Origin of the sequence: Acidithiobacillus ferrooxidans ATCC 23270 (genome assembly GCF_000021485.1) — a bacterium.
Lineage (GTDB): Bacteria > Pseudomonadota > Gammaproteobacteria > Acidithiobacillales > Acidithiobacillaceae > Acidithiobacillus > Acidithiobacillus ferrooxidans.
The window spans coordinates 2184020-2205363 of the sequence record NC_011761.1 but is presented as its reverse complement, the minus strand read 5'-3'; the positions used below and the strand labels follow the sequence as shown (position 1 = coordinate 2205363).

Here is a 21344-nt window from a genome sequence, read left to right as displayed (position 1 = left end):
TGACACCATGATCAAAGACATCAAAACCGCGCTGTTGCTGTTCCTGGTTCTGGCCGTAATGACCGGTCTGATCTATCCCCTGGCGATGACGGGTATCGGCCAGGTCGTGTTTCCCCATCAGGCCAACGGCTCTCTCATTCGCCAGCATGGGCGGATCGTGGGTTCCAGCCTCATCGGCCAGTATTTCCGTGAACCGCAGTACTTCTGGAGCCGTCCTTCGGCGACTTCACCGGTGCCTTACAATGGCGCCGGGTCCGGCGCCTCCAATCTGGGTCCGAACAATCCTGTTCTGGCACAGCACGTGGCGGCGCGGATCAAGGCCATCAAGGCCGCGGATCCCGCTGAGAAAGGCCCGGTTCCGGTGGACCTCGTGACTTCTTCCGCGAGTGGTCTGGATCCCGACATCAGTATTGCGGCAGCACTCTATCAGATCCCGCGCATTGCGCAGGCTGGTGGTATTGATATCGTGACATTGCGCCACTTGGTCAAGGAGAACACCACAGAACCCCTGCTGGGTTTCCTCGGCGAACCCGTGGTCAATGTGGTGAAACTCGACCTCGCGCTGCATGACCGATACGCCGCCGCGCATGGAGCAACAAGATCTCCGCTCACGAAAGGAGCGAAATCATGATGGCTTCCTGGGCGGGTGCGACTTTGGTCATCCTGCTCACAGTCACAGTCACGCTTGGCATATATCGCTGCGAGATGCGGAAAGTGGCACTCCTTCGCCGCAAAATCAGTGCGTTTCAGGGCGGAGCGATCCGCTCGGTAGGCTCACCCTGCACCCAGGGGTAATGCGACACCACAAAACCCTACCGTTGGCGGAGGGCGTTTCTCTCTACTCTACTAACGGCAGGGTATCTACGGAGGTAGAAAAACACATGGAAACACTGAAAGAAAGCATCCTCGCGGCCGAGTGGGCGGGCTACCATTGGGCGCTGCAACACTTGGACGCTACTGCCGACCAGGTCGAGGATGCCTGCGAAGCCTATTTTCCCGAACATATGTCTGGCGTGCTGGCTTATGCATTTGAGCGCGGATGGGCAATGGCGCACGAGGGAAAGACACCGCAGTCCATCCATTCCGATGATCCCTCGCTGCCGTGATCTGATCATGGTCGGTGTGCCGAGTCTGTCTGCCAGGAAAAGTGTTTTGCTGGTTTTTTGAAAGGACAGATGGACGCTCTTTTTTACCTCCTGCGCAGGCTCTTAAACAGGCATCAGTTCTCACCCCGCAAGGAACCACCCATGTCACCATTAACGCTCTTCGGCGTAATCACTGTTACATTGATGATGATTTTTTATGCCCTGGAGGCGCGCTCCCTTTGGTGGACTCTGGCATTTTCCGTATCGTGCCTCGGAACGTCCATTTATGGATTTCTGGCCGGCACTTGGCCTTTCGGTGTGGTCGAGTTTGTATGGTGCCTGCTGGCGTTACGCAAATGGTATCTACTTTATGCCCCGAAGACGTAATATGGTCATATGCGGCGCGGTTCCTGGAAGCCTTTGCCAGGACCATTCGCGCCGAAATGCACTCGGCGGAAAAGATACTCATCCCGGAAGTCGATACGCTCCATTTCACCAACAGATCAGCGAGGAAAGGCCGGAATCTTGCGACGGGTGAGAAAATCCAGATCCCAGCACGACGCGTCGTGACCTTCAAGGCCACGAAGACGTTTCAGGACAGGGTAAACTCCTAGCGTTGCGACGGACGCCCAGAGCCTTCGGAAGATTTAGATGACTCGCGAGGTACATGGCTGTCCGGTTATCCTTCGGGAAAACTCGTGTGGCGGCAGAATTTTATTGAGGAGTGACAGAATCTTCGCGTACTTAATCGAAAAAAGGAATTATCTGCTGGCGGACCTGCTGAACCCGGCGGGGGGTGCCGCGACCCTCGTCCATTCACAGAAAGACTTCGCACCAGATTGAACACCACAGCCCTAACGAAGGCGCGACCAGCGCCCCATGCTGGCACCATCCGCGAGGCTGGCCTTAGGGATCTGGATGCGCTTACCGCCATTGAGAACCAATGCTTTTCCATGGATCGTATTTCACGCTCCGGGCTACGCCGTTTTCTGGCACATGGGAGTTGCACCCCGGCAGGGGGTTGCACTCTGCAAGCGCGCGCCAGGATTCTCGTGGTCGAAAATGGCACTCGCATTTGCGGCTATGGTAAACGTTCAGCCAACCCACCCTTGCGGGTTAGCGCCGATCAGGGTAATGCGGTTTTTTTCCAGTTCCACGGCAAAAGTTCGTGGAGCCGCTTGTTGGGCCAGGTCGGGAGCTTTTCCAGCACATCGCAGAGGTAAGCGAAGGGCTCGACGCCGTTGAGTTTGCACGTTTCGATAATGCTGTAGAAGGACGCGGCACGTTCACCACCCGCATCATTTCCAACAAATAAAAAATTCTTGCGACCAATGGCCACGCCCCGCAGCGCCCGCTCCACCGGATTATTATCGATGCTGAGTTGTCCTTCTTCGAGGTAGAGCGTCAGTGCTTTCCAACGGTTGAGGGCATAGGCCATCGCTTTGGCAATACCACTTTTCGGCGCCACCTGCATCTGGGTTTCCGTGAGCCAGGCATGGAAGGCTTCCAGCAGGGGACCGGCACGCTGCTGCCGGGCGGCGACTTTCTGATCTGGTAGAGATTCCTTGATCTCCGCTTCGATGGCGTAGAGTTTGACGATCCAGGCCAGGGCTTTCTGGGCTACCGGACTGGGACCGCGCTGTTCCACGTCATAGAAGTGGCGGCGTACATGCGCCCAGCATCCGGCTTCGATGATCTGTTCCTTGCGGTAGAGGGCATCATACCCCCCATAGTCATCGGTCTGGAGGATGCCTTGCCAGTCGCCCAGGAAGTGTTGCGCGTGGATCCCCTTACGGTCCGGGGCATAATCAAAGACCACGACGGGATGCGGGGCATCCGCCTGGCTGCGATACACCCAGAGATAGGCTTTGTCCGTCTTGCCGCTGCCGGGGTTGAGGACGGGCAAGGGCGTCTCGTCGGCGTGCAGAATCTTTCCTTCCAGTAAGGCCATTTTGCAAGCTTCGGCGAGCAGACTGATCCAGTATTCGCCCTGACCCAGCCAGCTGCAGAGGGTGGCGCGAGAGATCGGTACGCCCGCTCGCTGGTACTGGGTTCCCTGCCGGTACAAAGGCAGGTGATCCACGTGTTTCGCCGTCATCACATGGGCCACCAGGCGCGCCGTGGGCAAGCCCTTGTCAATCACCTGTGCCGGTAATGCCGGACTTTCGATGGTACCACAGGGGCGGCAGGCCAGTTTGGGGCGGATATGGCGAATCACCTGGAAGCGTCCGGGGATATAATCCAGTTTTTCGCTGATCTCTTCCCCGACAGTTTCGAGTGGACCCCCACATTGCGCGCAAGTGCAAGTCTTGGGATCGTGACGTACTTCTACCCGGGGCAGATGGGCGGGGATCGCCATGCGGCCGGGGTGCCGGCGTACGGGACGGGCGGGGACCGTTACGGTCTGCGCGTCGGCGGCTGCTCCCTCTGCACGGCCAGCGGTCACGGCCGCACTGTCTTCCAGAACGGTTTCGAGGAGGCTTTCCATCGCCGCGATTTCGGTATCCAGCGATTCTTCCCAAAGACTGATCTGGTCGGGAGAGAGCTTTTCCGAACGGCGTCCGAATCGCCAGCGCTGCAGTTTGGCGATGGTGCTTTCCAGGCGGGCGATGGTTTCATCGCGCAGGGCAATGGCCGCTTGCTGTTGGGCGATGATCCGGGTGCGTTCCGCTTCCTGTTCCTCCTGCTGTTGCAGCAGGCTCAGCACCAGATCGCGCAGGGCGTCCGGGCTGGTGGGAAGAGGCGTTTGCGGCGCTGAAATCATCAGAAAATAGTATCGGAACTGGGCTATTTATACAAGCAATTCCCGCTAGTTACAGCAGTTTTGGTGTGCATTTTTCCAAGGTCGGTAACGGCGTCCACGGGCGCCCCTCTACCAGCATCGCCCACTGCGCAGCGGAGAGTTCCAGGGCACCGGCATCGGCGCGGGGCCAATGGAGTCGTCCCTGATCCAGACGGCGATACACCAGCCAGAAACCCAGTCCATCCCACAGTAACAATTTCAGACGATCCCCCCGGCGGTTGCGAAAGACAAAAGCATGACCGCAAAAAGGATCGGCAGCCAATACCCCCTGCACCTTAGCCGCCAGGCCATCAAAGCCCAAGCGCATATCCACGGGCGCTGCCGCGAGCCAGATCCGGCTGCTCGAATTTAGCCACATGGTCTTTCCAGAATCTGCACCAAGGTCTGGAGCCAGCTGGTATCTACCGCCGCCGCAAGCTTCAGGCTACGACCGGATAACAGGTGAATTTCTACCGGTGAAACAGGCGTCCTGACCGGCGCAGCCAGAGTTACCGGCAAAAACCCTTCGGGCACGGCGGACAGCAACGGCGTTTGTGCAGAATCGGCAAAGCGCTTGCGCCAGTAATGCAGCGTGGCTACGGCGATCCCCGCCTGCGCACAATAATTCTTGACCGACTGTCCGCTCGCCTGAAATCCCTCTACCTGCTGCCGCCAATAAGCTACTTTCTCTTCTTTCTTCATCACCATCCCTCCGCGCTGAATGCAGATCAGGATCGGTCAGGTCAGAAAATTTGGGAAGGTGGGTTGCTTGGACGGTTACCGGCTATGCGCTTCTCCTGATGCGGCGAAATTCACGCATCGCACGTATCTATTCACTGGCCGTGGCGCCGGAACACCGCCAGATAGGCATGGCCCGGACACTTCTGGCATGTACCGAGTCTGTCGCCATGGCGTCCGGGCGGAATCGGATACGATTGGAAGTGCGCGAGGACAATACTGCGGCTCTTCGCCTGTACACCAGCGTCGGTTACCGGCCTTTCGACCGCATCGCGTCATACTACGAGGCCGCACCGCCACAGGTGGACCGCACCGCCGCGATTCGCATGGAAAAACCGCTCTGATGCGTATCGTTCACCCAAATCCCGGAATTTCCCATGCCTAAAAACCTGATCGTTGTCGATTCCCGCCGCGACTGGCCGGCCGATGATTTCGATATCCCCGTCATCACCGCGATAGATTACCTGCGCCGCAAATACCAGCCGGAAGATCGACGCACCCGGGTCATCAACCTGTGCCGGAACCTGGAGTATGGGGGTGTGGGTTACTATTGCTCGCTGCTGGGTGAGGCCCGCGGTCACCACGTTCTGCCGGAAGTGCGCACCCTGCTGGAAGTGCGCAGGCAATCCCTGTACCGCCCGGGACTCGCCGATTTGCAACCTCTGCTGGAAAAAGCGACGGAAAACCTGCAGAAGGAGGTGGGATCCACTTATGTGTTGCGGATTTTCTTCGGCTGGACGGCGGATGGCCCCATGCAGGGACTCGCACGGGAACTCTTCGAGCACCTGCCCATGCCGGCGCTGGAGGTGCAGCTTCGGGCCAATGGCGTCTGGCGCATCCAAAGGGTTTGCGCGTTACCCATCGGAGACCTGGACGCCGTGGAAAAAGCGGAGCTCCGTGCCGCCCTTCAGCACTATCTCGCTCGCCGCCGGCGCAAGTCGAAGCCTGCAGGCTGCAAGCCCGCCGAGCGCATGCGCTACGATCTGGCCATCCTCCACGATCCCCGGGAAGTATTGCCGCCATCCAGTTCTCGAACGCTGAAGCATTTTGTCCGCATAGGAAAGCGTCTGGGAATTCACGTCGAACTGATTCAGCGCCGGGACTATGGGCGACTGGCCGAGTTCGACGCTTTGTTCATCCGGGAGACCACGCGTATTGACCACCACACCTACGAGTTCGCCCGGAAGGCCGAACAGGAAGGGCTGGTGGTGATCGACGACCCGGATTCCATTCTGCGCTGCACGAACAAGGTGTATCTGACGGAGATACTGCGGGCGCATCAGGTGCCGATCCTCGAAACCGTCATTATCCGCAAGACCGATCTTCGACGCCTGGAGAAACGGCTGTCCTATCCTTTCGTGCTCAAGGTGCCGGACGGGTCCTTCTCCCGCGGAGTCCGGAAAGTCACCGATCCGGAGACCTTGAGAAAGGTGGCCGCCGAACTGTTCGCTGACTCTGACCTGCTGCTGGCTCAACCTTATTGCTATACGCCGTTCGACTGGCGCATCGGCATGCTGGACCGGCAACCCCTGTTCGCCTGCCAATACTTCATGTCGTCCAACCATTGGCAGATCGTGCGTCACCTGGACAACGGGCGCGCCCTGCAGGGCGGGTTTCGCACGATCCCCCTCCACGAAGCACCCGCGCTCGTTCTGCAGACTGCCGTCCGCGCCGCCAACCTGATTGGGGACGGACTCTATGGTGTGGATCTCAAGGAAACGTCCGAAGGCGTTTTCGTCGTGGAGGTCAACGACAATCCGAATATCGATCGCGGCATTGAGGACGGCGTGATGGGGGATGTCCTCTACGAGACGGTGCTGCGCTCCTTGATCCGGCGCATGGAGACGTCGCATGGGCGGCCCGGGACCGGGTGGCCTGCGAATGGTGGGGCTATGGAAATAAAAAGGCCATGCCTGCGGACAACCATCTTATAAGCACCCCTGATCTGCAGCCTTCCAGGTTGATTACAGCCCCTAAAAATATACACAAATTATATACCATTTATATGGAATTTATAGATGAGGACCATCTACAATCTTCGTTGAGGACATAACCAAACGGGTTTTTAAACCAATGGAGTCTTTATAATGACCATGAATATTGTCGGTAAAGCAACTATGCATTCCGTAGTGCCCGACCGGGCAGCGCTACAGCAGCGCGCACGCCGCTGGGTTATCAAGATCGGGAGCAGTCTGCTGACTCAAGACGGCCAACGACTGGATTTGTCGGCCATGCAGAAACTTGTGCAGCAAATACTGCGACTTCGCGCCGAAGATATTGAGGTCGTATTAGTTTCCTCCGGTTCCGTCAGTGCCGGCAAATGTCACCTGGGATGGGCCCAGAAGATGACCACCGCCGAAGAGCGTCAGGCGGCGGCCAGCGTGGAGCAATCCGCCCTGATTCATGCTTATGAGAATCTCCTGGCCGAGGGAGGGACGCATTGCGGGCAAATACTGCTGACGCGCGATAACTTCAGAGATCGGAAGCGCCTCAAGAAGACTCGGTCCGCCATCGAAATGCTCTTGAGAATGCAGATGTTGCCCATTATCAATGAGAACGATGCGATCGTCGATCTGGATAATGCTCTGGGCAACAACGACCATTTGGCCGCCCTGGTCAGCAACGTCTGGCATGCCGACCTGATGGTATTGCTGACTGATCAATCAGGGCTATTTACAGCGGACCCGCGCGCACGGCCTGATGCCGAAATGATCACGGAAGGTATGGCGGGTGACCCACGGTATGAGCATATGGCGGGTGGAAGCGGTGGCACCGTGGGTACCGGCGGGATGCTCACCAAAATACACGCCGCCACCCATGCGGCGCGCTCTGGTGCGACCACGCTCATTGCCGATGGACGAATTCCGGATGTGCTCCTGCGCTTGCACAAGGGGGCACTTTTGGGGACATTTCTGCGTTCTGGAAAATTCGACCGGAAATTGCGTCGGGATGCCTGGACACGTCTTCAGATCCACCACGGCCAACAGTGGGTGATCCATCCCGTGCGCCGGGTAAAAGATGAGGTGGTGGCTTTTTATTCGGAAACGCCACCTTTTACCGCAATACCAATATTCAACGGCCAATAAATTTTCACATTTATTGGCTACGCGATCGCGCCAGTCATACCTGGTGTACAGGCCTCTTTTACGCAATTGGAGAAACATGATGAACCGCTTCACCACGAAAAAAGCCCCTCGCACCAGCAGCAAGAGGAGTTTAACAATCCTTGCTGTCGCAGTGTTATCCACACTGGCTCTGGTATCGGACACTGTTCAAGCCGCGCCCCTGCCGATGCCAGCGATGACCGGACCGCTGCAGTCACCATCTCCTTTTCAGTTTAATGCCGGCCCGCTAGGAAAACTGGACATTACCGGCGTGATGAGCGGCATGGGCGTCTGGCAGGACAACCGAGTCCCCGGTGATCGGCTCACCCACGCCGATATCAGCAATGGCCAGATCTTCATCCAGAAGACACACGGGCTGATCCAGTTCTTCCTCCAGGCCGGTGCCTACAATATGCCTGCCCTGGGCACGCCTTTCCTTTCCACGGGAGCCACCACCGCCGACTATTATGGTGCCTTGCCACAGGCCTATCTGAAGATCGCTCCCACCAAAAACTTCTCGGTGCTGATCGGCAAACTCCCCACCCTGATCGGCGCGGAATACACCTTCACTTTCGAGAATATGAACATCGAGCGCGGCTTGTTGTGGAACCAGGAAAACGCCGTCAATCGCGGGGTGCAAGTCAACTACAGCGCGGGGCCATTGAGCGCCTCTCTCGCATGGAGTGACGGTTTCTACTCCAATCGCTTCAACTGGCTTTCCGGCGACCTGTCCTACACCATTAACTCCGCCAACACCGTGAGTTTCGTGGGCATGGGCAATGCGGGACAGACGGGTTATTCCACACTCGCCACCCCGGTTTATCAAAACAACAGCGACATCTACAACCTGATCTATACCTATAGCTCGGGCCCATGGATGATTCAGCCCTACCTCCAGTACACCCAGGTGTCGGCCAATCCCGCTATCGGCGTGGAACGCGGCACGGGGACCAGAGGCGCGGCCATTCTGGCGAGTTATGCCCTCACCCCCCACGTTACCCTGGCCGCCCGGGCCGAGTACATTGCGAGCACCGGCAATGCCACCGATGGCGCGGTTAATCTGATGTATGGACCTGGTAGTAAGGCGTGGTCCATCACCGTGACGCCCACCTACCAGGATCACGATTTCTTCGCCCGCGCTGAGTTTTCCTATGTGCAGGCAAGCAGCTATACCCAGGGTGATGTCTTCGGTCCGCAAGGGAATAATCCTACACAGGCTCGCGCGCTATTCGAAACTGGGTTTCTGTTTTAACCATAGGACCGATAGGTACCTTTTGTGAAGTCTCAAGTCTGCGTATGAGGTGTCGCCATGAAACAGTTATCCGCCATTATCAGACCATTCAAGCTGGATGACATTTGTGATGCACTGGCCACTATCGGTATACGGGGGATGACGGTTACCGAAGTCACGGGTTTTGAACAGCGCAAAGGCCATTCTCAAATTTATCGAGGCCATACGTATGTTTCTGATTTTATCGCCAGGATAAAAATCGAAGCGGTCATCAGTGATGAAAGGCTGGATGATGCCATTGCGGCAGTGGTTAAGGAAGCACGCACCGGCAAGGATGGAGACGGGAAGATTTTTGTGTTGAATGTCTCGGAAGCCATTCGCATCCGCACCGGGGAAATGGGGGACGAGGCCTGTAACCCGCCTTTTTACGGTGAGCTTTCGGCGTCATGAGCGCTCCGTCACTGGTCGGCGATCTGGCAGAAGGCGTTTTTGTGCTTGGCGGGATATTCCTGCTGTGGTACAGGATCGGTGGAATTGCCAGCAAGCTTCGGCGCGAGAGGGCCAGGAAGGCAGGGTATGACTGGGCGCTAACACATCCTGGCTGTGCTTTTCAACTGGCGATTTCAGCGGGGCAGGAAAGGTATTCAAAAGTGGCCTGTCCTTTGCCAAGCATGCAGCTCTATGCCTTTCTGGAGGGTTATCATGATGCGCGGCAGGATCAACAGCAAATCATCGGAACGCGATAGTGGGGGACAACATGCCTTCCTGGTGCTTTCACCACCTTTTTTTTAAGAGGAATCAGTTATGGTGGCTTTCATGACATCGTCTTCACGCCAGCTTTGCACTACTCTGGCGCTGCTCGCGGTGAGAAAACCGCAATGGTCTTTTGAAAGCCTGGCACAGGAATTACGGGTGGACGCTAGTCTGGTGAAGTCCTGCTGGCGTACCTTGTTGGAGAACGCTTGGCGTCTCTATCCCCGCCGTGCGAGATCGAAGTCAGGACACTGGCAGCCCGACCCGTCGGTCAAGGCCATGATTGCTTTGGCGGCGTATCGCGCGAGACCCGATCAGGCCGGGGACATCGCCTGTCAGTATGGGGTCAGTTTGCAGGATGTAAAACACTGGCGCCGTATTTTGGTGCGCCGGGCTGACCGGCTCTTTTAGCCATGTTGCTGTGGACAGACGTGCTGGCATCAAAGAGCGTAGAAATCGGTTCCGCGACGTATCCTTCCGTCATGATCAGCATCGTGTTGTTGAGTTTTGTGGCGCTGCTCGTCGGATTCTATGTCCTCTATCGCTACCATCGGAAACGGGCTCGTGGCTTTTTCTCTCAAAAACCGGCCACGCTCACCGACGAGTGGCTGGCACAGCAGGTCCGTTCTGCAGTGGCCGCCGATAATCCTGTGTTCGGTGGACTGTTCGCGGGCCCTGTAAAAGATGAGCACACCTGGGTATTACTGAAAGAAGTCAATCATCATTTGTTGTGGGTCTGCCTGCAAAATGCTTGGTTGGGCTTCTGGACCCTGAATGCGGAAGGTGCGCCGCAGTGGCGGATTGTGCAGTTGCATGGCAATAGCCTGAACCAGTATTTGCGGAAACAGGAATCCACTGAAAAGGGGTCCGCCCAAACCCATGGTGTATCCACATGATCAGAGCTCAAAAAGGAGGAATTTGTGCCCCGTTTTAAGCCTGTAATACGCAAAAACAAGCTTCGCCGCGAGGGTGGCCTGACGGGATTGCTGTTCGCGTGCGTCGGTGCCTCCATTGGGTCAGGATGGTTGTTCGGTCCACTGTATACCGCAGAGTTTGCCGGACCCCTGAGCATCGGGTCCTGGCTCATCGGCGCGCTGGCGATTCTGCTCCTCGCCCTGGTTTTTGCCGAATTGGCGCCGCTGATCCCGCGTGCCGGGGCGGTGGTACATTTGGCGCATGTGGGTAATGGTCCTATCGTTGGGCACCTGTGGAGCTGGATGCTTTTTCTCTCATATGCTGCGATAGCGCCGATTGAAGTGACGGCCGTGCTGACGTATGCCAATAACTATCTGCCGGGATTTTTGCAGCCGCACACGGGTTTGTTGAGCGCGCAGGGATTCGGAACGGCCCTGCTGCTGTTGACGATATTCGTTGTTCTCAATTTTCTGGTGGTGCGCTGGGTGCTCAAAATCAATAATGCGGCCACAGGGTGGAAACTGGCCATTCCGTTGTTGACGGTGATTCTATTGATCTCCATTTCGTGGCATCCGGGTAATTTTGCGGTGCGTGCGGTCAACCAGGTGACTGACCTGCATGGCATGTTTGCGGCGGTCGCCAGTGGTGGTGTCATTTTTAGCCTGCTGGGATTCCGGCACGCCATCGATCTTGCCGGGGAGAGCAAGAATCCGCGCAGGGACGTCCCCATCGCCGTGATCGGTTCCGTGCTTATTGCCTCAGCCATTTACATCGGTCTGCAGGTGGCTTTTCTAGGTGCCGTCAACCCGCAGGATCTGGCGCATGGGGGATGGCAGAACTTGCGTTTTCACGGCATCAACGGTCCGTTTGCAGCGCTAGCTATTTCGATCGGAATCGGCTGGTTAGCCGTGCTTCTGTATGTGGATGCTTTCGTGTCTCCGGCGGGCACCGCGTTGATCTACACGACCACGGCCGCCCGAGTCAGCTTGGCGACGGCGGAGACGGGAGCCGCACCGCAATGGGTGTCGCGGGTCAATCGCTTTGGCGTTCCCTGGGTGAGCCTCATCCTGCTTTATGTAGTGGGCGCGGTGTTCTTTTTCCCTTTCCCATCCTGGCAGAAAATGGTGGGTTATATTGCCTCGATGACCGTACTTTCCTATGTGATCGGCCCTATCGCGTTACTGCAGTTGCGTCGGGCGCTACCGGAGGGTGACCGACCATTTCGGCTGTGGTGGGCGCCGGCACTGGCTCCCCTCGCTTTTGTGGTTTCAAACTGGATTGTCTTTTGGTCTGGCCTGCATACCCTGAATTTCATCTTCAGCACGCTCTCTGGCTTGCTGGCGATCTATGCGATAACGGGAATCTGGCGCAAGGGTCGTTGGTCGGAAATGGGCTGGCAGTATATGTGGTGGGTCATACCTTATTTCTGCGGCCTCTGGCTCATCAGTTGGATCGGACCCAAAAGTTTGGGGGGTATCGGCACACTGACATTTTTCCCCAGTATGGGTGTCGTGGCTGTGCTGAGCGTGTCAATTTTCTATATGGCTATTCATCAAGCCGTTTCTGACCAGCAGATAAATGCCTATATGCTACAATTTGCCCATGGAATTGGGCATGCGCCGTGAGCTTTCCACGACCATTCAAACGCGCGGATAAACAGCACGATGCGGAAGATCTTTTATCACTAAGCGGACAGATGGGTGGCATCTACAGCATCCAATTCCGCCGAACTGGCCAAAGTGTTAAGAGATCTTCCGCATCGGCGCCAAATTGGATAACAGGGTGGTGGGTGTTGCGATGGACGTGACATATGAAAGTGGAAAACGCCAAATACCGCTGGACTGTTCAGCACTTGATTCGCTGCAGGCGGCATTTGGGATGTCGTAGATGAAACGGAGTTACTAAAAGGAATCTAAAGAGATCGACGAACAGTGGACGTCCTCCCCGCCCTCAGCCTACGGCTGCCGCTCTCAAGAGCGGGAAGGACGGGGCTGCCATACCGCAAAGCATTGGCTTTTTTCGCCCATTGATGGCTCAAAAGCCAAGCGCCGCTTTACCCCCCCCCCCTTGAAAAGGGGGTTTTAGCGTGATGGCGCATTGATAAAACCGCGACTCTGCACGCAGTGGGCCTGTGAGGCTCGTTGAAACGAAAACCGGGTTAAGGGGCCAAGTTCAATGAACAACTGAAAATATTTCCTGAAAGAACAGGTTCCAGCGTTTCGGCTTATGGCAAAACCAAGTCATTGCGGACCAAGCAGACAGTTTGTTACCGCTAGCGGTCAGGCTGAAAGCCCAGCATGAGAATGTTAAGCGCGGTTCGCGGACTTCTGAACAGAGATTGCATGATGGTCTGATCATTGTTTGACCAAGGAATGGGGGTGTTATGCTAGCGGGTATGTTGATAGGGGGACTATGGCTCGTTTTTATCATGTTGGCCGTATGGGTCTGGCGTGGCGGTCAGCGTCACGTTACCACTCTGCGCAGAGCCGCACTCCGGAAAAGAAAGGTGAATTTTGATCCTCTGCGGATTCTGATTAACGGCGCCTGCCTTGGGAAAAAACGGTCTATTGCTACATTCTTCGGCTACCGTTGGGAATCTCGGCGAGTTGGACGCTTCAAAAAGGTGGTTGGGAAATCCGGTGAGAAATAGGCATTGGGAGGTGACGGTGGAGTGATTGGGCACATGGTGATGGTTATATTCAGCCTACTGCCTCACCCGGACGCGTTGTGCGTCAGATTTTCACTCAATGAATAGCACGTAGGAACGATGATGATACCGGAAACTGCCATTCTCTATCTTTTCGTGGCTGCGTCATTACTGGCGATGGCGTCCAACCGATTACGCATACCCTATACGGTTGCGCTGGTCTTGGGCGGACTGTTATTGGGATCACTCCACCTGTTTCCCGCGCCGGTCCTGACGCACGAGCTTTTGTTCACTATTTTTCTGCCAGGACTGGTTTTTGAGTCGGCATATCACCTATCCGCCAGTGCCTTATGGCGCGATCGGTTGGCTATTTTTGGCCTCGCCGTACCCGGTGTGCTGATATCCATCGTGGTGACGGCATTCGTATTCCTCTGGACCAGTCGTTATTTACCCGATTTGGCGGCAGTGACCATGCCGCTCGGTGTCGCCTTGGTATTTGGCGCGACCGTCGCCGCGACGGATCCGATTTCGGTTCTGGCCATTTTTCGCGAACTGCAGGCACCACAACGGCTCACCTTTCTGGTGGAGAGTGAAAGCCTGCTGAATGATGGAACCGCTATCGTCTTCTTCACCTTGTTTCTGGCGATGGCGATGGGGAAACCCATTACCGCTTCCGCCTTGGCGGTGAAGTTTCTGGCCGTGGTGGGTGGTGGCGTCTTGATCGGGACCATCGTCGGGTGGCTGAGTTCAGAGGTCATCAAACGCGTCAATGACGGCATGGTAGAGATCACCTTCACCATACTCGCCGCGTATGGCAGCTTTCTGGTTGCCATGCAGTTGGGTTATTCCGGGGTCATCAGTACGGCCGTGGCTGGCCTGATCTGTGGAAACTACGGTGCTAAAAGGGGCATGGCTCCCTCGGTCAGACTCGTGGTGAACACTTTTTGGGAGTACATCGGCTTTGCGCTGAATTCCCTGGTATTCCTGCTGGTGGGCCTCACCATTCGCTTGCCTGATTTACTACGGATATGGCCCTTGGTGATAGCGGCCTATGTGGCCATCACCATCGCCCGAGGGGTAGTCATCTATAGCATGGGGGCTTTGCTGAGCCGGTCGCGCGCGCGCATGCCGTGGTCGTGGAATTTTGTGCTGATCTGGGGCGGCATTCGTGGCGCCTTATCCATGGTGCTGGCCTTGAGTCTTCCACAACACTTCCCCTTCCGGGAAATGTTGATCAATCTCGTTTTTGGTGTGGTTTTGTTGACCATTTTGATTCAGGGCCTAAGCATATCTCCGGTAGCCCGCGCCTTGGGGGTGCTGAGCCGCAGGCAACTCCCCGCCGATTTCGAGATGCAGCGCATGCGTCTGACCCTGGCGCAAATGGGGCTCCAGGAGATTGATCGATTGCGCCATGAGGGGGTGCGGGATCCACAGGCGCTCGATGCTTTGTCCACGCGCTATATCCAGCAAAGCAAAGACGCCAAAGACCGGCTCTCAAACCTCGACATTGCCGATGAGGATCGTTTCCGCACTGACTTTTATCGCCTGTATCGGCGACTGCTGACCATGCAGAAACAGCGCTTGCTGGATGCACGTCAAGAGAGTCTCATAGGGCACGAAAATTTTGAGCGGCTGGCAGCGAATATCGATGCCGAACTGCTGGAAGTCGAGACTAATATTGATGGACTGATAGAACGATTGCTTCTGCCGGATCAAGGTAAGTAACTGAGCGGCGTTGTATTCTGAATTTTTCAGATGTGCAGAATGGTCTCCCAGGATATGACTGAGGAGAAGATGCTGGCCAGATGGATTTCATTACCGCCAGTGTGACGGTACCCCGCATTCTCTTCTGAAAAGTGGCTCGCGCAAAACTTTTCAATGCAGCCATTGCCGCCACCAGACTTCGTTGATTGCCGGAGCCCCTCTTTCAATGTACCCACTTGCCTCTGACCACGTGGTTTCTGGCACTTTATCTGATTAGCCAAGCCAAAACGGGATTGTCTGCACTGGCTCTGAAGCGCCAACTCGGCGTCAGCTACCCCACGGCCTGGCACATCCACCATAAGCTGATGCAGGCCATGGTCGAACGCGAGGAGGTCTACACTCTGCTGGGCGCGGTACAAGCCGATGATGCCTATCTGGGCGGGGAAAATCCCGGTGGCAAGGCCGGACGAGGGTCTGAGAACAAAGTCCCTTTTGTTGCCGCTGTCTCGGTGGATGCGCAGGGACATCCCGTCTACGCGCGATTTACCGCGATTCAGGGATTTACCAGTACCGCCATAGAAGACTGGGCGCGCAGCACGCTCAATACAGAATGTCAGGTCCTGACCGATGGCCTCCCTTGTTTCAACGGAATAGCCGATGCGGGGCGTTCGCATGCGGTGATCGTCGCCGGGGGCCGCAAGCCCCTGGATTTGCCCCAGTTCCGGTGGGTCAACACCGTGCTGGGCAACCTCAAAACGGGCCTTTCCGGGGCTTACCATGCTTTCAAGTTTCGCAAATATGCGCAACGCTATCTCTCCACCATGACTTATCGCTTCAACCGCCGTTTCAACTTGGCGGCCTTGCCCCTGAGTTTGCTTCGTGCCGCCGTCAACACCGGACCCCGACCAGAGCGATGGCTCCGTGCAGCGGAATCATCGTGCTAATCATGAAGTTGAATGCCCGCTTAAGTAGATGGTTGTTTGGCATCTGCCCAAGAAGCCCTGCAAAACCAGCAGCAGTATGGTCAGGCATCAAACAACCCTCTACTGCTGCCGAGCATCTGGGCTCAAACAGCGGCAGGACAGCGTAAGCGACCGTTCGGCAGTTTGGCCACCATGTCCTCGAAATTCGTTATTATGGCTGTAAACCGTTAGTCTTTGAGAATGGTTTTCGAGAATTGTAACCGCCCCATTACTGAGCCCGCCCCGGAGGTTGCATGGTGCGTTATCCCCAGGCCGAGCGTGTCACGGCGGGCAGCACCGCCAGCATAACCAGGAATACCACGGCTGGCCACCAACCCAAGGCGCCGAAAAATACATGCGAACCTTCACGTCAACCCAGTTCAGTGCTCTCCCTGCGTCTGCGGCGGCTGTACGGGTTTGAGTTTAAGGATCCATTGCGCAATATCCCGGGCGGTTGCATCGGGTACGTTTAGATCAGGCATCATGCCGCCCCATGTGGATGTTCCTCCGTGCTCTATGAAGGAGGAAACCCGCGCCAGGGCATCGGGCTGCTTTTGATATTTCCAGGCCACCCATTCGAAGGCAGGTCCGACGACGCCATGTGCCACCGCATGACAACTCATGCAGCCGTAGCGGGAAATCGCTGCGGGTGCTTGGCGTGGAAGACTATGCTGAACCGCCATCATCGGCATGTGTGGCATCATGCCGGGGCCGCCCATCATGCCCTGTGCGAAGGCGGGCGAAACAATAAATGCCGCGCACGCTGCGGCAAGACCCAAACGCCTGATGGTTTTCCGGTCCATTTCAAGCCTCCTGATACACTGCATTTAACCACCGAATGCAGCATCGAGCCGCGATTTCTGTTCGGCAAAAGTACCGTACAGCGCCCCGCCGTCGATCACGGTGATCGGCGCGACGCGCACGCCGTAGCGGGATTTCGCTTCTTCGGCCACGCCCGGCGCGGTGACGTCGCGTTCATCAAAAGCGACACCGCGCATTTCGAGGTAGCGCTTGACAGCGGCGCAGTCCGGACAGCCGGGACTGGTGTAGAGTAGCACCTTCGCCATGGCTTCAGTCCTGCACAGCCGTGTCGTAGCCTTCTTCCTTGACCGCTGCGATCAATGCGGCAGCGCTCGCCTGACCATGCACTACAGCTTCTCCTGGCGTGAGGGTGACATCGGCCTTTTCAACGCCAGATACGCCTTCCAGCGCCTTCGTCACGGCCCGCACGCAATGTCCGCAGGTCATACCGGTGATCTTCAGCCTGATATCGCTCATAGGTTTTCTCCTGTTGGGAATGAAGTAAAAGGGATATTCAATACGCTCGTATAGGTATCATTCAACCGCGCACGGCATCAGCCACACGCTGGAGTTTGTCGCGCACCTCGATGCCGAGCGCGGTAATTTGCGGCCTGTCCACCATGCCGAGCACGGCGGCGGGATCCATGAACACCACGCTCACGCTGCCATCGGCCTCGGTGCGCACCACCACGTTGCAGGGCAGCAAGGCACCAATGTCGGGATCGGCCTCCAACGCCTGATGAGCATAGTGCGGGTTGCAAGCCCCGAGAATGACATAGGGCCGTCCCTCAATGCCCAGTTTGGCCTTGAGCGTCGCGGCCACGTCAATCGTGGTGAGCACACCGAAGCCTTCCACCTTGAGGGCCGCAGTGACCTGCGCCACGGTGGTTTCAAAATCGCCCTTGGCGGGTACGCTGAAAACGAACTGACTCATAAGGATTCTCCTCGTTTGAACGATCGCTCAGGAATGAGCAGGTTCGAGTGCGGTATTCTGTACAGCACCCGGCGTTACCGTTGGTACATAAGCCTTGAGCCGTTTAAGGCGCAAACTGTTGCTGAGCACGAAAACGGAGGACAGCCCCATGGCTACGCCAGCCACCATCGGATTCAGATGGATGCCGATAGGCACGGCCACGCCAGCCACAACAGGGATCAGTAGAATATTGTAGAAAAAGGCCCAGAACAGATTGCCGCGGATATTGCTCAGGGTGCGCCGTGCCGCCGTCAGTGCCGTGACCACCTCGCCGAGTTGCCCACGCGTGAGGGTCACGTCTGCTGCTTCGATGGCGATGTCCGTGCCTGAAGCGAGTGCAATGCCGACATTAGCCTGTGCGAGCGCTGGAGCGTCATTGATGCCATCGCCGACGAAGGCGACCCGGCGGCCCTGTTCCTGCAATTGGGTGACGACTTTCGCCTTATCCTGGGGCAGCACCTCGGCATGCACCTGCTCGATATGTAATTGCCTGGCAACAGACTGAGCGGTAGCCCGTCCATCGCCAGTGACCATGGCTACCTGCAGCCCACGCGCGCGTAATGCCTGTACAACCACATACGCCTCCGGTTTGATGCGATCGGCAATGGCGAGCCACCCGATCAGCGTTGCGTCGACCGCGACGAACACCACTGTGCGCCCGCCATTTTCTCTTTGTGCCGCAGTCTCGGCGTCATCCCCCAACAGCACATTTTCGCGCTCCATAAAACGTCGGGCGCCAACACGCACCATACGGCCTTCCACTTCACCTTCGATCCCATAGCCGGCAATGGAGCGGAAATTTTTGACCGTGGGCAAGTGCATACCGCGCTCGCCAGCCGCGGTGACAATAGCCCGCCCGAGTGGGTGTTCGGAAGCCGACTCCAACGCTGCGGCCAGACGTAATGCTTTGGCAGAATCAGGGCCACCCTGATCAACAAGGGCAGGACGGCCTTCGGTCAACGTACCGGTCTTGTCGAATAGCAGGGTGTCGACATGCGATAGCGTTTCCAGTGCCTCTCCTTTGCGAAATTCCGCAAAGAACTGCCCGCAACTGGATGGAGCGGTAGCATTCCACCAAATGCGGGGGTGTCAAATTGGAATCGTCAGCGTCCCCGCAACCGTGCCACCCCAGAAAATGCTCGTTAGCAAACTCGCTGTGCGATCGCGCGGATACGGTAACGCTCCAAGCGGATAACCAGGAAAAGGCCAATGACATCACCCGCAAAAACCGCAGCCAATTCCAACAGATAGTCCTGTGCGAACCAATGGCTTACAGCAACGGCTAATATCAAAATGGGCATGGCGTACAGCACTAGATTCCCGAAGGTAAGACCGATACCCTTTACACGCGCCGTACAGGAACAGGATGAGAGAGCGGCCTGAACATCATGCATCTGATTGGTATTCATCACGTTACACCTCACTTGTAGATAGGTTATCCTACTATAGCCGTACATTTGCGGTGCAAGTACCTCACACTCAATGTAGACGATACCGCGGGGGATATCCAGGTTCGCAAAAAACCGCAACGCAAATTGCAGGGTGGACGAGGTCCTGGACCGTCGTCGCGGGGGATAACGCGGGGATTCCCGCAGTGCTATAGTCCGTCCAGGAGGATGTGGAGTATCCGACATTTCGAGGGCCGCTCCGTAACTTCACCGACGCATGTAGATACAAGAGGAGTCATACCATGAGTACCGTGAATCTCACCGACGCCAAGGCAAGACTGCCCTACTAAGTGGGGCTGGCCGTCCAGGGCGAGGAAATCATCATCCTCAGAGAAGGCGAGCCCGTGGCCCAGCTGGTGGCATGGAGTCCGAGAGAAAATGCTGAGCGGTAGCTCCTGCCCATCGGTCACGAGCAGGAGCTTGCCATCCATGCGTTCCGCCAGCGCCCGTGCGCTATCGTCGATATCGTAGCTAAACTGCTGGCGGCCATGTCCACCTGGATAATACGCGATAAATGTGCCTCGCAGACGGCATGGTAGAAGCGTGCCTTGGCATCGCTGCCGGAGAGCTTGCGGCCCCGGTGTTTCTTGCCGTCATCCTGATCATCCAGTTTGCCGGCCCACTGGTCGCCCTGGGTAATCAGCGCTTCGATCCGCGCATTCCGCTTGGCGGTCTGGTCCGCCGCCGTCATGGGATCATGGGCGATGACCAGCCGCAGATCATTCCAGGGGCGCTCGCCGATGACTTCTTCAGTTTCCGGTCTATCGAATCCAGTTTCGATGAACTCAAGACCCATCTGGCCGAGCGCCGGGTCGTACTACGCAGCAAGCGACCGGAATTGGTGGAGCAGGAATTCTATGCCCTCCTGTTGGTTCATGCGGCGGTGCGCCATCTGATGACCGAAGCTGCAGCGCAAACCGGTCAGGCTGCTCAGGATCTGTCCTTCATCCATGCGGTGCGCGTCCTGCATCGCCGTCTTCCCGCAGCCGGCGCTATTCCCCCCTCGGGGTAGGTCTGTCTGGTTGCAGAGTGTGTTGCGGAAAATGGCTTCTGGCCGCGCTGTTACCAGTCGTGGCAAGCGTAACCCACGCGGGGTGCGCAGACAAATGAGTTCATACCTAATCAGGGATAGGGGCGATCCGTTGCAATCGCCTTGCGACCCATGCCCTATTATTGCCATCTAAACATTATTGGGCCTAATGGTGCCCCCCATTACCCAAGCTTCTGGGCCGCAACTGCTTTTCTAATATAACCAGAGACAGCAGGTTGGTTCTACTTGTCGAGTTTCCCTCCGCCTTATACTATGTGCGGTATGGAGAATTTATGATGAGCGTCGCAGAAGAAGTGCAGAGGTTACTGGTGCCTAAACTCGACGCGCATAAAGCGCAAATAGCCGAGGTTCGCGGCGTTCAAAGCCAAATGAGTGAGCGGCTGCGTGAGCAGGCCTCGCAGATATTGGCCCAGCGCCGGGAAGCTTCTGAAGCAATGGCGAGGATAGAGTCGCGCCTTGATGCCAGAATGGATCGTATTGAAAATAGGATGACAAGGATTGAAGATAAAATCCAACGCCAAAGCGATAAGCTGGACCAGATTATCACGCTGCTTGTCTCTCATAACCGTCTTGCTGGCGATTAGAGAACGTCTATAGATGACAGCCACAAAACAAAACATCACCTACCACCTGGTCGATTCAACCAGATTAAGCATCGACCATCAATTTCCGGGCAATCTGGTTACACTGCTCATGTGACATTGGGTATAGCGCAAGCACAAGGGATTCCTGCCAACAGACGGCAGGATGAAACTTTATTGTTCTAGAAATGCGCTATTCTCTCAGAGACACATCGATTCAGGATGAAACATTGTTTTCCAGTTAAATTCGGATAACGATAAATCAATAAGTTACATATTTTCTGGGAGGATACTTTTTTGTCCGTTAACAGTCGCGCCGGAAGCGGGCGAGCTGATTCAGACGGCCGCGCTGGCGATTCGCAACCGCATGACGGTGCAGGAACTGGCCGATCAGTTGTTCCCCTATCTGACGATGGTCGAAGGGCTGAAGCTCGCGGCGCAGACCTCAACAAGGACGTGAAGCAGTTTTCCTGCTGCGCCGGGTGAGGAAAAGGAGGTATTCGATGAACGCCTACTTTGCGACGGCAGTTGCCAGATGGGTTAATTAGCGATCCTGCGTTCGGGGAATC

At 56.5% G+C, this 21344-nt stretch carries 26 protein-coding genes and 3 pseudogenes; 19 read left to right on the top strand and 10 right to left on the bottom strand.

The annotated features are described in order from the left end of the window. Positions 1-7 precede the first annotated feature (7 nt). From kdpC to AFE_RS15790, 5 genes are all read left to right on the top strand, one after another. Positions 8-631, top strand: coding sequence for a potassium-transporting ATPase subunit KdpC (gene kdpC, locus AFE_RS11340; protein WP_012537214.1), 624 nt, complete (start codon positions 8-10; stop codon positions 629-631). Continuing rightward, entirely contained in the window at positions 628-795 is a 168-nt protein-coding gene (locus tag AFE_RS16385) for a hypothetical protein (protein WP_009569774.1), read from the top strand. The genes kdpC and AFE_RS16385 overlap by 4 nt, the downstream gene beginning before the upstream one ends. An 86-nt stretch (positions 796-881) precedes the next feature. Then, positions 882-1106, top strand: coding sequence for a hypothetical protein (locus AFE_RS11335; protein WP_009569773.1), 225 nt, complete (start codon positions 882-884; stop codon positions 1104-1106). Between the two features lie 141 nt (positions 1107-1247). Next, positions 1248-1472 (top strand): hypothetical protein, encoded by a 225-nt coding sequence (locus AFE_RS11330; RefSeq protein ID WP_012537212.1) that lies wholly within the window; start codon positions 1248-1250, stop codon positions 1470-1472. Further along, positions 1418-1699, top strand: a complete 282-nt coding sequence (locus tag AFE_RS15790) for an HU family DNA-binding protein (RefSeq protein ID WP_012537211.1) — start codon at positions 1418-1420, stop codon at positions 1697-1699. The genes AFE_RS11330 and AFE_RS15790 overlap by 55 nt, the downstream gene beginning before the upstream one ends. A gap of 512 nt (positions 1700-2211) precedes the next feature. Here the strand turns inward: AFE_RS15790 and AFE_RS11320 are convergent. The 3 genes from AFE_RS11320 to tnpA are packed head-to-tail and all read right to left on the bottom strand — an operon-like array spanning position 2212 to position 4569. Beyond that, positions 2212-3849, bottom strand: a complete 1638-nt coding sequence (locus tag AFE_RS11320; RefSeq protein WP_012535935.1) for an IS66-like element ISAfe4 family transposase — start codon at positions 3847-3849, stop codon at positions 2212-2214. A 49-nt stretch (positions 3850-3898) separates the two neighbouring features. Next, on the bottom strand, positions 3899-4246 hold the full coding sequence (gene tnpB, locus AFE_RS11315; protein ID WP_012535936.1) for an IS66 family insertion sequence element accessory protein TnpB: 348 nt from the start codon (positions 4244-4246) through the stop codon (positions 3899-3901). Next, the gene (gene tnpA, locus AFE_RS11310; protein ID WP_012535937.1) at positions 4237-4569 is read right to left on the bottom strand and encodes an IS66 family insertion sequence element accessory protein TnpA; all 333 of its coding nucleotides are present in this window, start codon (positions 4567-4569) and stop codon (positions 4237-4239) included. The genes tnpB and tnpA overlap by 10 nt, the downstream gene beginning before the upstream one ends. 50 nt (positions 4570-4619) lie before the next feature. On the opposite strand from tnpA, the gene AFE_RS11305 reads away from it, so the two are divergent. The 11 genes and pseudogenes from AFE_RS11305 to AFE_RS11250 all read left to right on the top strand — a co-directional run. Then, entirely contained in the window at positions 4620-4949 is a 330-nt protein-coding gene (locus AFE_RS11305) for a GNAT family N-acetyltransferase (RefSeq protein WP_012607436.1), read from the top strand. A 33-nt stretch (positions 4950-4982) separates the two neighbouring features. Then, positions 4983-6539, top strand: a complete 1557-nt coding sequence (locus tag AFE_RS11300) for a RimK family alpha-L-glutamate ligase (protein ID WP_012537209.1) — start codon at positions 4983-4985, stop codon at positions 6537-6539. A 153-nt stretch (positions 6540-6692) separates the two neighbouring features. Continuing rightward, positions 6693-7691, top strand: a complete 999-nt coding sequence (gene proB / locus AFE_RS11295; RefSeq protein ID WP_009566656.1) for a glutamate 5-kinase — start codon at positions 6693-6695, stop codon at positions 7689-7691. Positions 7692-7770: 79 nt separating this feature from the next. Next, entirely contained in the window at positions 7771-8961 is a 1191-nt protein-coding gene (locus AFE_RS11290) for a porin (protein ID WP_012537208.1), read from the top strand. Between the two features lie 57 nt (positions 8962-9018). Further along, positions 9019-9390, top strand: coding sequence for a P-II family nitrogen regulator (locus tag AFE_RS11285; RefSeq protein WP_009561063.1), 372 nt, complete (start codon positions 9019-9021; stop codon positions 9388-9390). After that, positions 9387-9686, top strand: coding sequence for a hypothetical protein (locus AFE_RS11280; RefSeq protein WP_012537207.1), 300 nt, complete (start codon positions 9387-9389; stop codon positions 9684-9686). The genes AFE_RS11285 and AFE_RS11280 overlap by 4 nt, the downstream gene beginning before the upstream one ends. Positions 9687-9756: 70 nt before the next feature. After that, positions 9757-10104, top strand: coding sequence for a hypothetical protein (locus AFE_RS11275; RefSeq protein WP_223306780.1), 348 nt, complete (start codon positions 9757-9759; stop codon positions 10102-10104). 20 nt (positions 10105-10124) lie between these two features. Further along, positions 10125-10589: a hypothetical protein gene (locus tag AFE_RS11270; protein ID WP_148208625.1), complete on the top strand. Its 465-nt coding sequence runs from the start codon at positions 10125-10127 to the stop codon at positions 10587-10589. Positions 10590-10613: 24 nt separating this feature from the next. After that, positions 10614-12233, top strand: coding sequence for an APC family permease (locus AFE_RS11265; RefSeq protein ID WP_012537204.1), 1620 nt, complete (start codon positions 10614-10616; stop codon positions 12231-12233). Between the two features lie 1142 nt (positions 12234-13375). Continuing rightward, positions 13376-14980 carry a cation:proton antiporter gene (locus AFE_RS11255; protein ID WP_225981804.1) on the top strand — a complete coding sequence of 535 codons (1605 nt, stop codon included), beginning with the start codon at positions 13376-13378 and terminating at the stop codon, positions 14978-14980. Between the two features lie 73 nt (positions 14981-15053). After that, positions 15054-15903 (top strand): annotated as a pseudogene (locus AFE_RS11250) (IS1595 family transposase); the annotation flags it as partial. A gap of 398 nt (positions 15904-16301) precedes the next feature. On the opposite strand, the gene AFE_RS11245 reads toward AFE_RS11250, so the two are convergent. The 7 genes and pseudogenes from AFE_RS11245 to AFE_RS16620 form a co-directional block, all read right to left on the bottom strand. Further along, complete coding sequence (locus AFE_RS11245; RefSeq protein ID WP_012537201.1) at positions 16302-16724, bottom strand: c-type cytochrome; 423 nt, start codon at positions 16722-16724, stop codon at positions 16302-16304. Between the two features lie 24 nt (positions 16725-16748). After that, positions 16749-16988, bottom strand: a complete 240-nt coding sequence (locus AFE_RS11240) for a glutaredoxin family protein (RefSeq protein WP_009560960.1) — start codon at positions 16986-16988, stop codon at positions 16749-16751. A gap of 4 nt (positions 16989-16992) precedes the next feature. Next, positions 16993-17199: a CopZ family metallochaperone gene (locus tag AFE_RS11235; protein ID WP_009560961.1), complete on the bottom strand. Its 207-nt coding sequence runs from the start codon at positions 17197-17199 to the stop codon at positions 16993-16995. Positions 17200-17260: 61 nt separating this feature from the next. Next, positions 17261-17656 (bottom strand): DUF302 domain-containing protein, encoded by a 396-nt coding sequence (locus AFE_RS11230; protein WP_012537200.1) that lies wholly within the window; start codon positions 17654-17656, stop codon positions 17261-17263. Positions 17657-17683: 27 nt separating this feature from the next. Continuing rightward, on the bottom strand, positions 17684-18775 hold the full coding sequence (locus tag AFE_RS11225; protein ID WP_225487670.1) for a heavy metal translocating P-type ATPase: 1092 nt from the start codon (positions 18773-18775) through the stop codon (positions 17684-17686). Positions 18776-18837: 62 nt separating this feature from the next. Continuing rightward, on the bottom strand, positions 18838-19104 hold the full coding sequence (locus AFE_RS11220) for a hypothetical protein (protein ID WP_009569252.1): 267 nt from the start codon (positions 19102-19104) through the stop codon (positions 18838-18840). Positions 19105-19511: 407 nt separating this feature from the next. Further along, positions 19512-19897 (bottom strand): annotated as a pseudogene (locus AFE_RS16620) (IS1634 family transposase); the annotation flags it as partial. An 84-nt stretch (positions 19898-19981) separates the two neighbouring features. Here AFE_RS16620 and AFE_RS16615 point away from each other — a divergent pair. The 3 genes and pseudogenes from AFE_RS16615 to AFE_RS15780 all read left to right on the top strand — a co-directional run. Then, positions 19982-20155, top strand: coding sequence for a hypothetical protein (locus AFE_RS16615; protein ID WP_158303828.1), 174 nt, complete (start codon positions 19982-19984; stop codon positions 20153-20155). Positions 20156-20466: 311 nt separating this feature from the next. Further along, positions 20467-20778, top strand: a complete 312-nt coding sequence (locus tag AFE_RS11205; RefSeq protein WP_009569249.1) for a snapin/pallidin family protein — start codon at positions 20467-20469, stop codon at positions 20776-20778. 307 nt (positions 20779-21085) lie between these two features. Beyond that, positions 21086-21261 (top strand): annotated as a pseudogene (locus AFE_RS15780) (mercury(II) reductase); the annotation flags it as partial. Positions 21262-21344: the final 83 nt, after the last annotated feature.

Coding starts and splice junctions, on each gene's coding strand:
- kdpC (WP_012537214.1), top strand. CDS start 8: ATGATCAAAGACATCAAAACCGCGCTGTTGCTGTTCCTGGTTCTGGCC.
- AFE_RS16385 (WP_009569774.1), top strand. CDS start 628: ATGATGGCTTCCTGGGCGGGTGCGACTTTGGTCATCCTGCTCACAGTC.
- AFE_RS11335 (WP_009569773.1), top strand. CDS start 882: ATGGAAACACTGAAAGAAAGCATCCTCGCGGCCGAGTGGGCGGGCTAC.
- AFE_RS11330 (WP_012537212.1), top strand. CDS start 1,248: ATGTCACCATTAACGCTCTTCGGCGTAATCACTGTTACATTGATGATG.
- AFE_RS15790 (WP_012537211.1), top strand. CDS start 1,418: ATGGTGCCTGCTGGCGTTACGCAAATGGTATCTACTTTATGCCCCGAA.
- AFE_RS11320 (WP_012535935.1), bottom strand. CDS start 3,849: ATGATTTCAGCGCCGCAAACGCCTCTTCCCACCAGCCCGGACGCCCTG.
- tnpB (WP_012535936.1), bottom strand. CDS start 4,246: ATGTGGCTAAATTCGAGCAGCCGGATCTGGCTCGCGGCAGCGCCCGTG.
- tnpA (WP_012535937.1), bottom strand. CDS start 4,569: ATGAAGAAAGAAGAGAAAGTAGCTTATTGGCGGCAGCAGGTAGAGGGA.
- AFE_RS11300 (WP_012537209.1), top strand. CDS start 4,983: ATGCCTAAAAACCTGATCGTTGTCGATTCCCGCCGCGACTGGCCGGCC.
- proB (WP_009566656.1), top strand. CDS start 6,693: ATGACCATGAATATTGTCGGTAAAGCAACTATGCATTCCGTAGTGCCC.
- AFE_RS11290 (WP_012537208.1), top strand. CDS start 7,771: ATGAACCGCTTCACCACGAAAAAAGCCCCTCGCACCAGCAGCAAGAGG.
- AFE_RS11285 (WP_009561063.1), top strand. CDS start 9,019: ATGAAACAGTTATCCGCCATTATCAGACCATTCAAGCTGGATGACATT.
- AFE_RS11280 (WP_012537207.1), top strand. CDS start 9,387: ATGAGCGCTCCGTCACTGGTCGGCGATCTGGCAGAAGGCGTTTTTGTG.
- AFE_RS11275 (WP_223306780.1), top strand. CDS start 9,757: ATGACATCGTCTTCACGCCAGCTTTGCACTACTCTGGCGCTGCTCGCG.
- AFE_RS11255 (WP_225981804.1), top strand. CDS start 13,376: ATGATGATACCGGAAACTGCCATTCTCTATCTTTTCGTGGCTGCGTCA.
- AFE_RS11245 (WP_012537201.1), bottom strand. CDS start 16,724: ATGGACCGGAAAACCATCAGGCGTTTGGGTCTTGCCGCAGCGTGCGCG.
- AFE_RS11240 (WP_009560960.1), bottom strand. CDS start 16,988: ATGGCGAAGGTGCTACTCTACACCAGTCCCGGCTGTCCGGACTGCGCC.
- AFE_RS11235 (WP_009560961.1), bottom strand. CDS start 17,199: ATGAGCGATATCAGGCTGAAGATCACCGGTATGACCTGCGGACATTGC.
- AFE_RS11230 (WP_012537200.1), bottom strand. CDS start 17,656: ATGAGTCAGTTCGTTTTCAGCGTACCCGCCAAGGGCGATTTTGAAACC.
- AFE_RS11220 (WP_009569252.1), bottom strand. CDS start 19,104: ATGAATACCAATCAGATGCATGATGTTCAGGCCGCTCTCTCATCCTGT.
- AFE_RS11205 (WP_009569249.1), top strand. CDS start 20,467: ATGATGAGCGTCGCAGAAGAAGTGCAGAGGTTACTGGTGCCTAAACTC.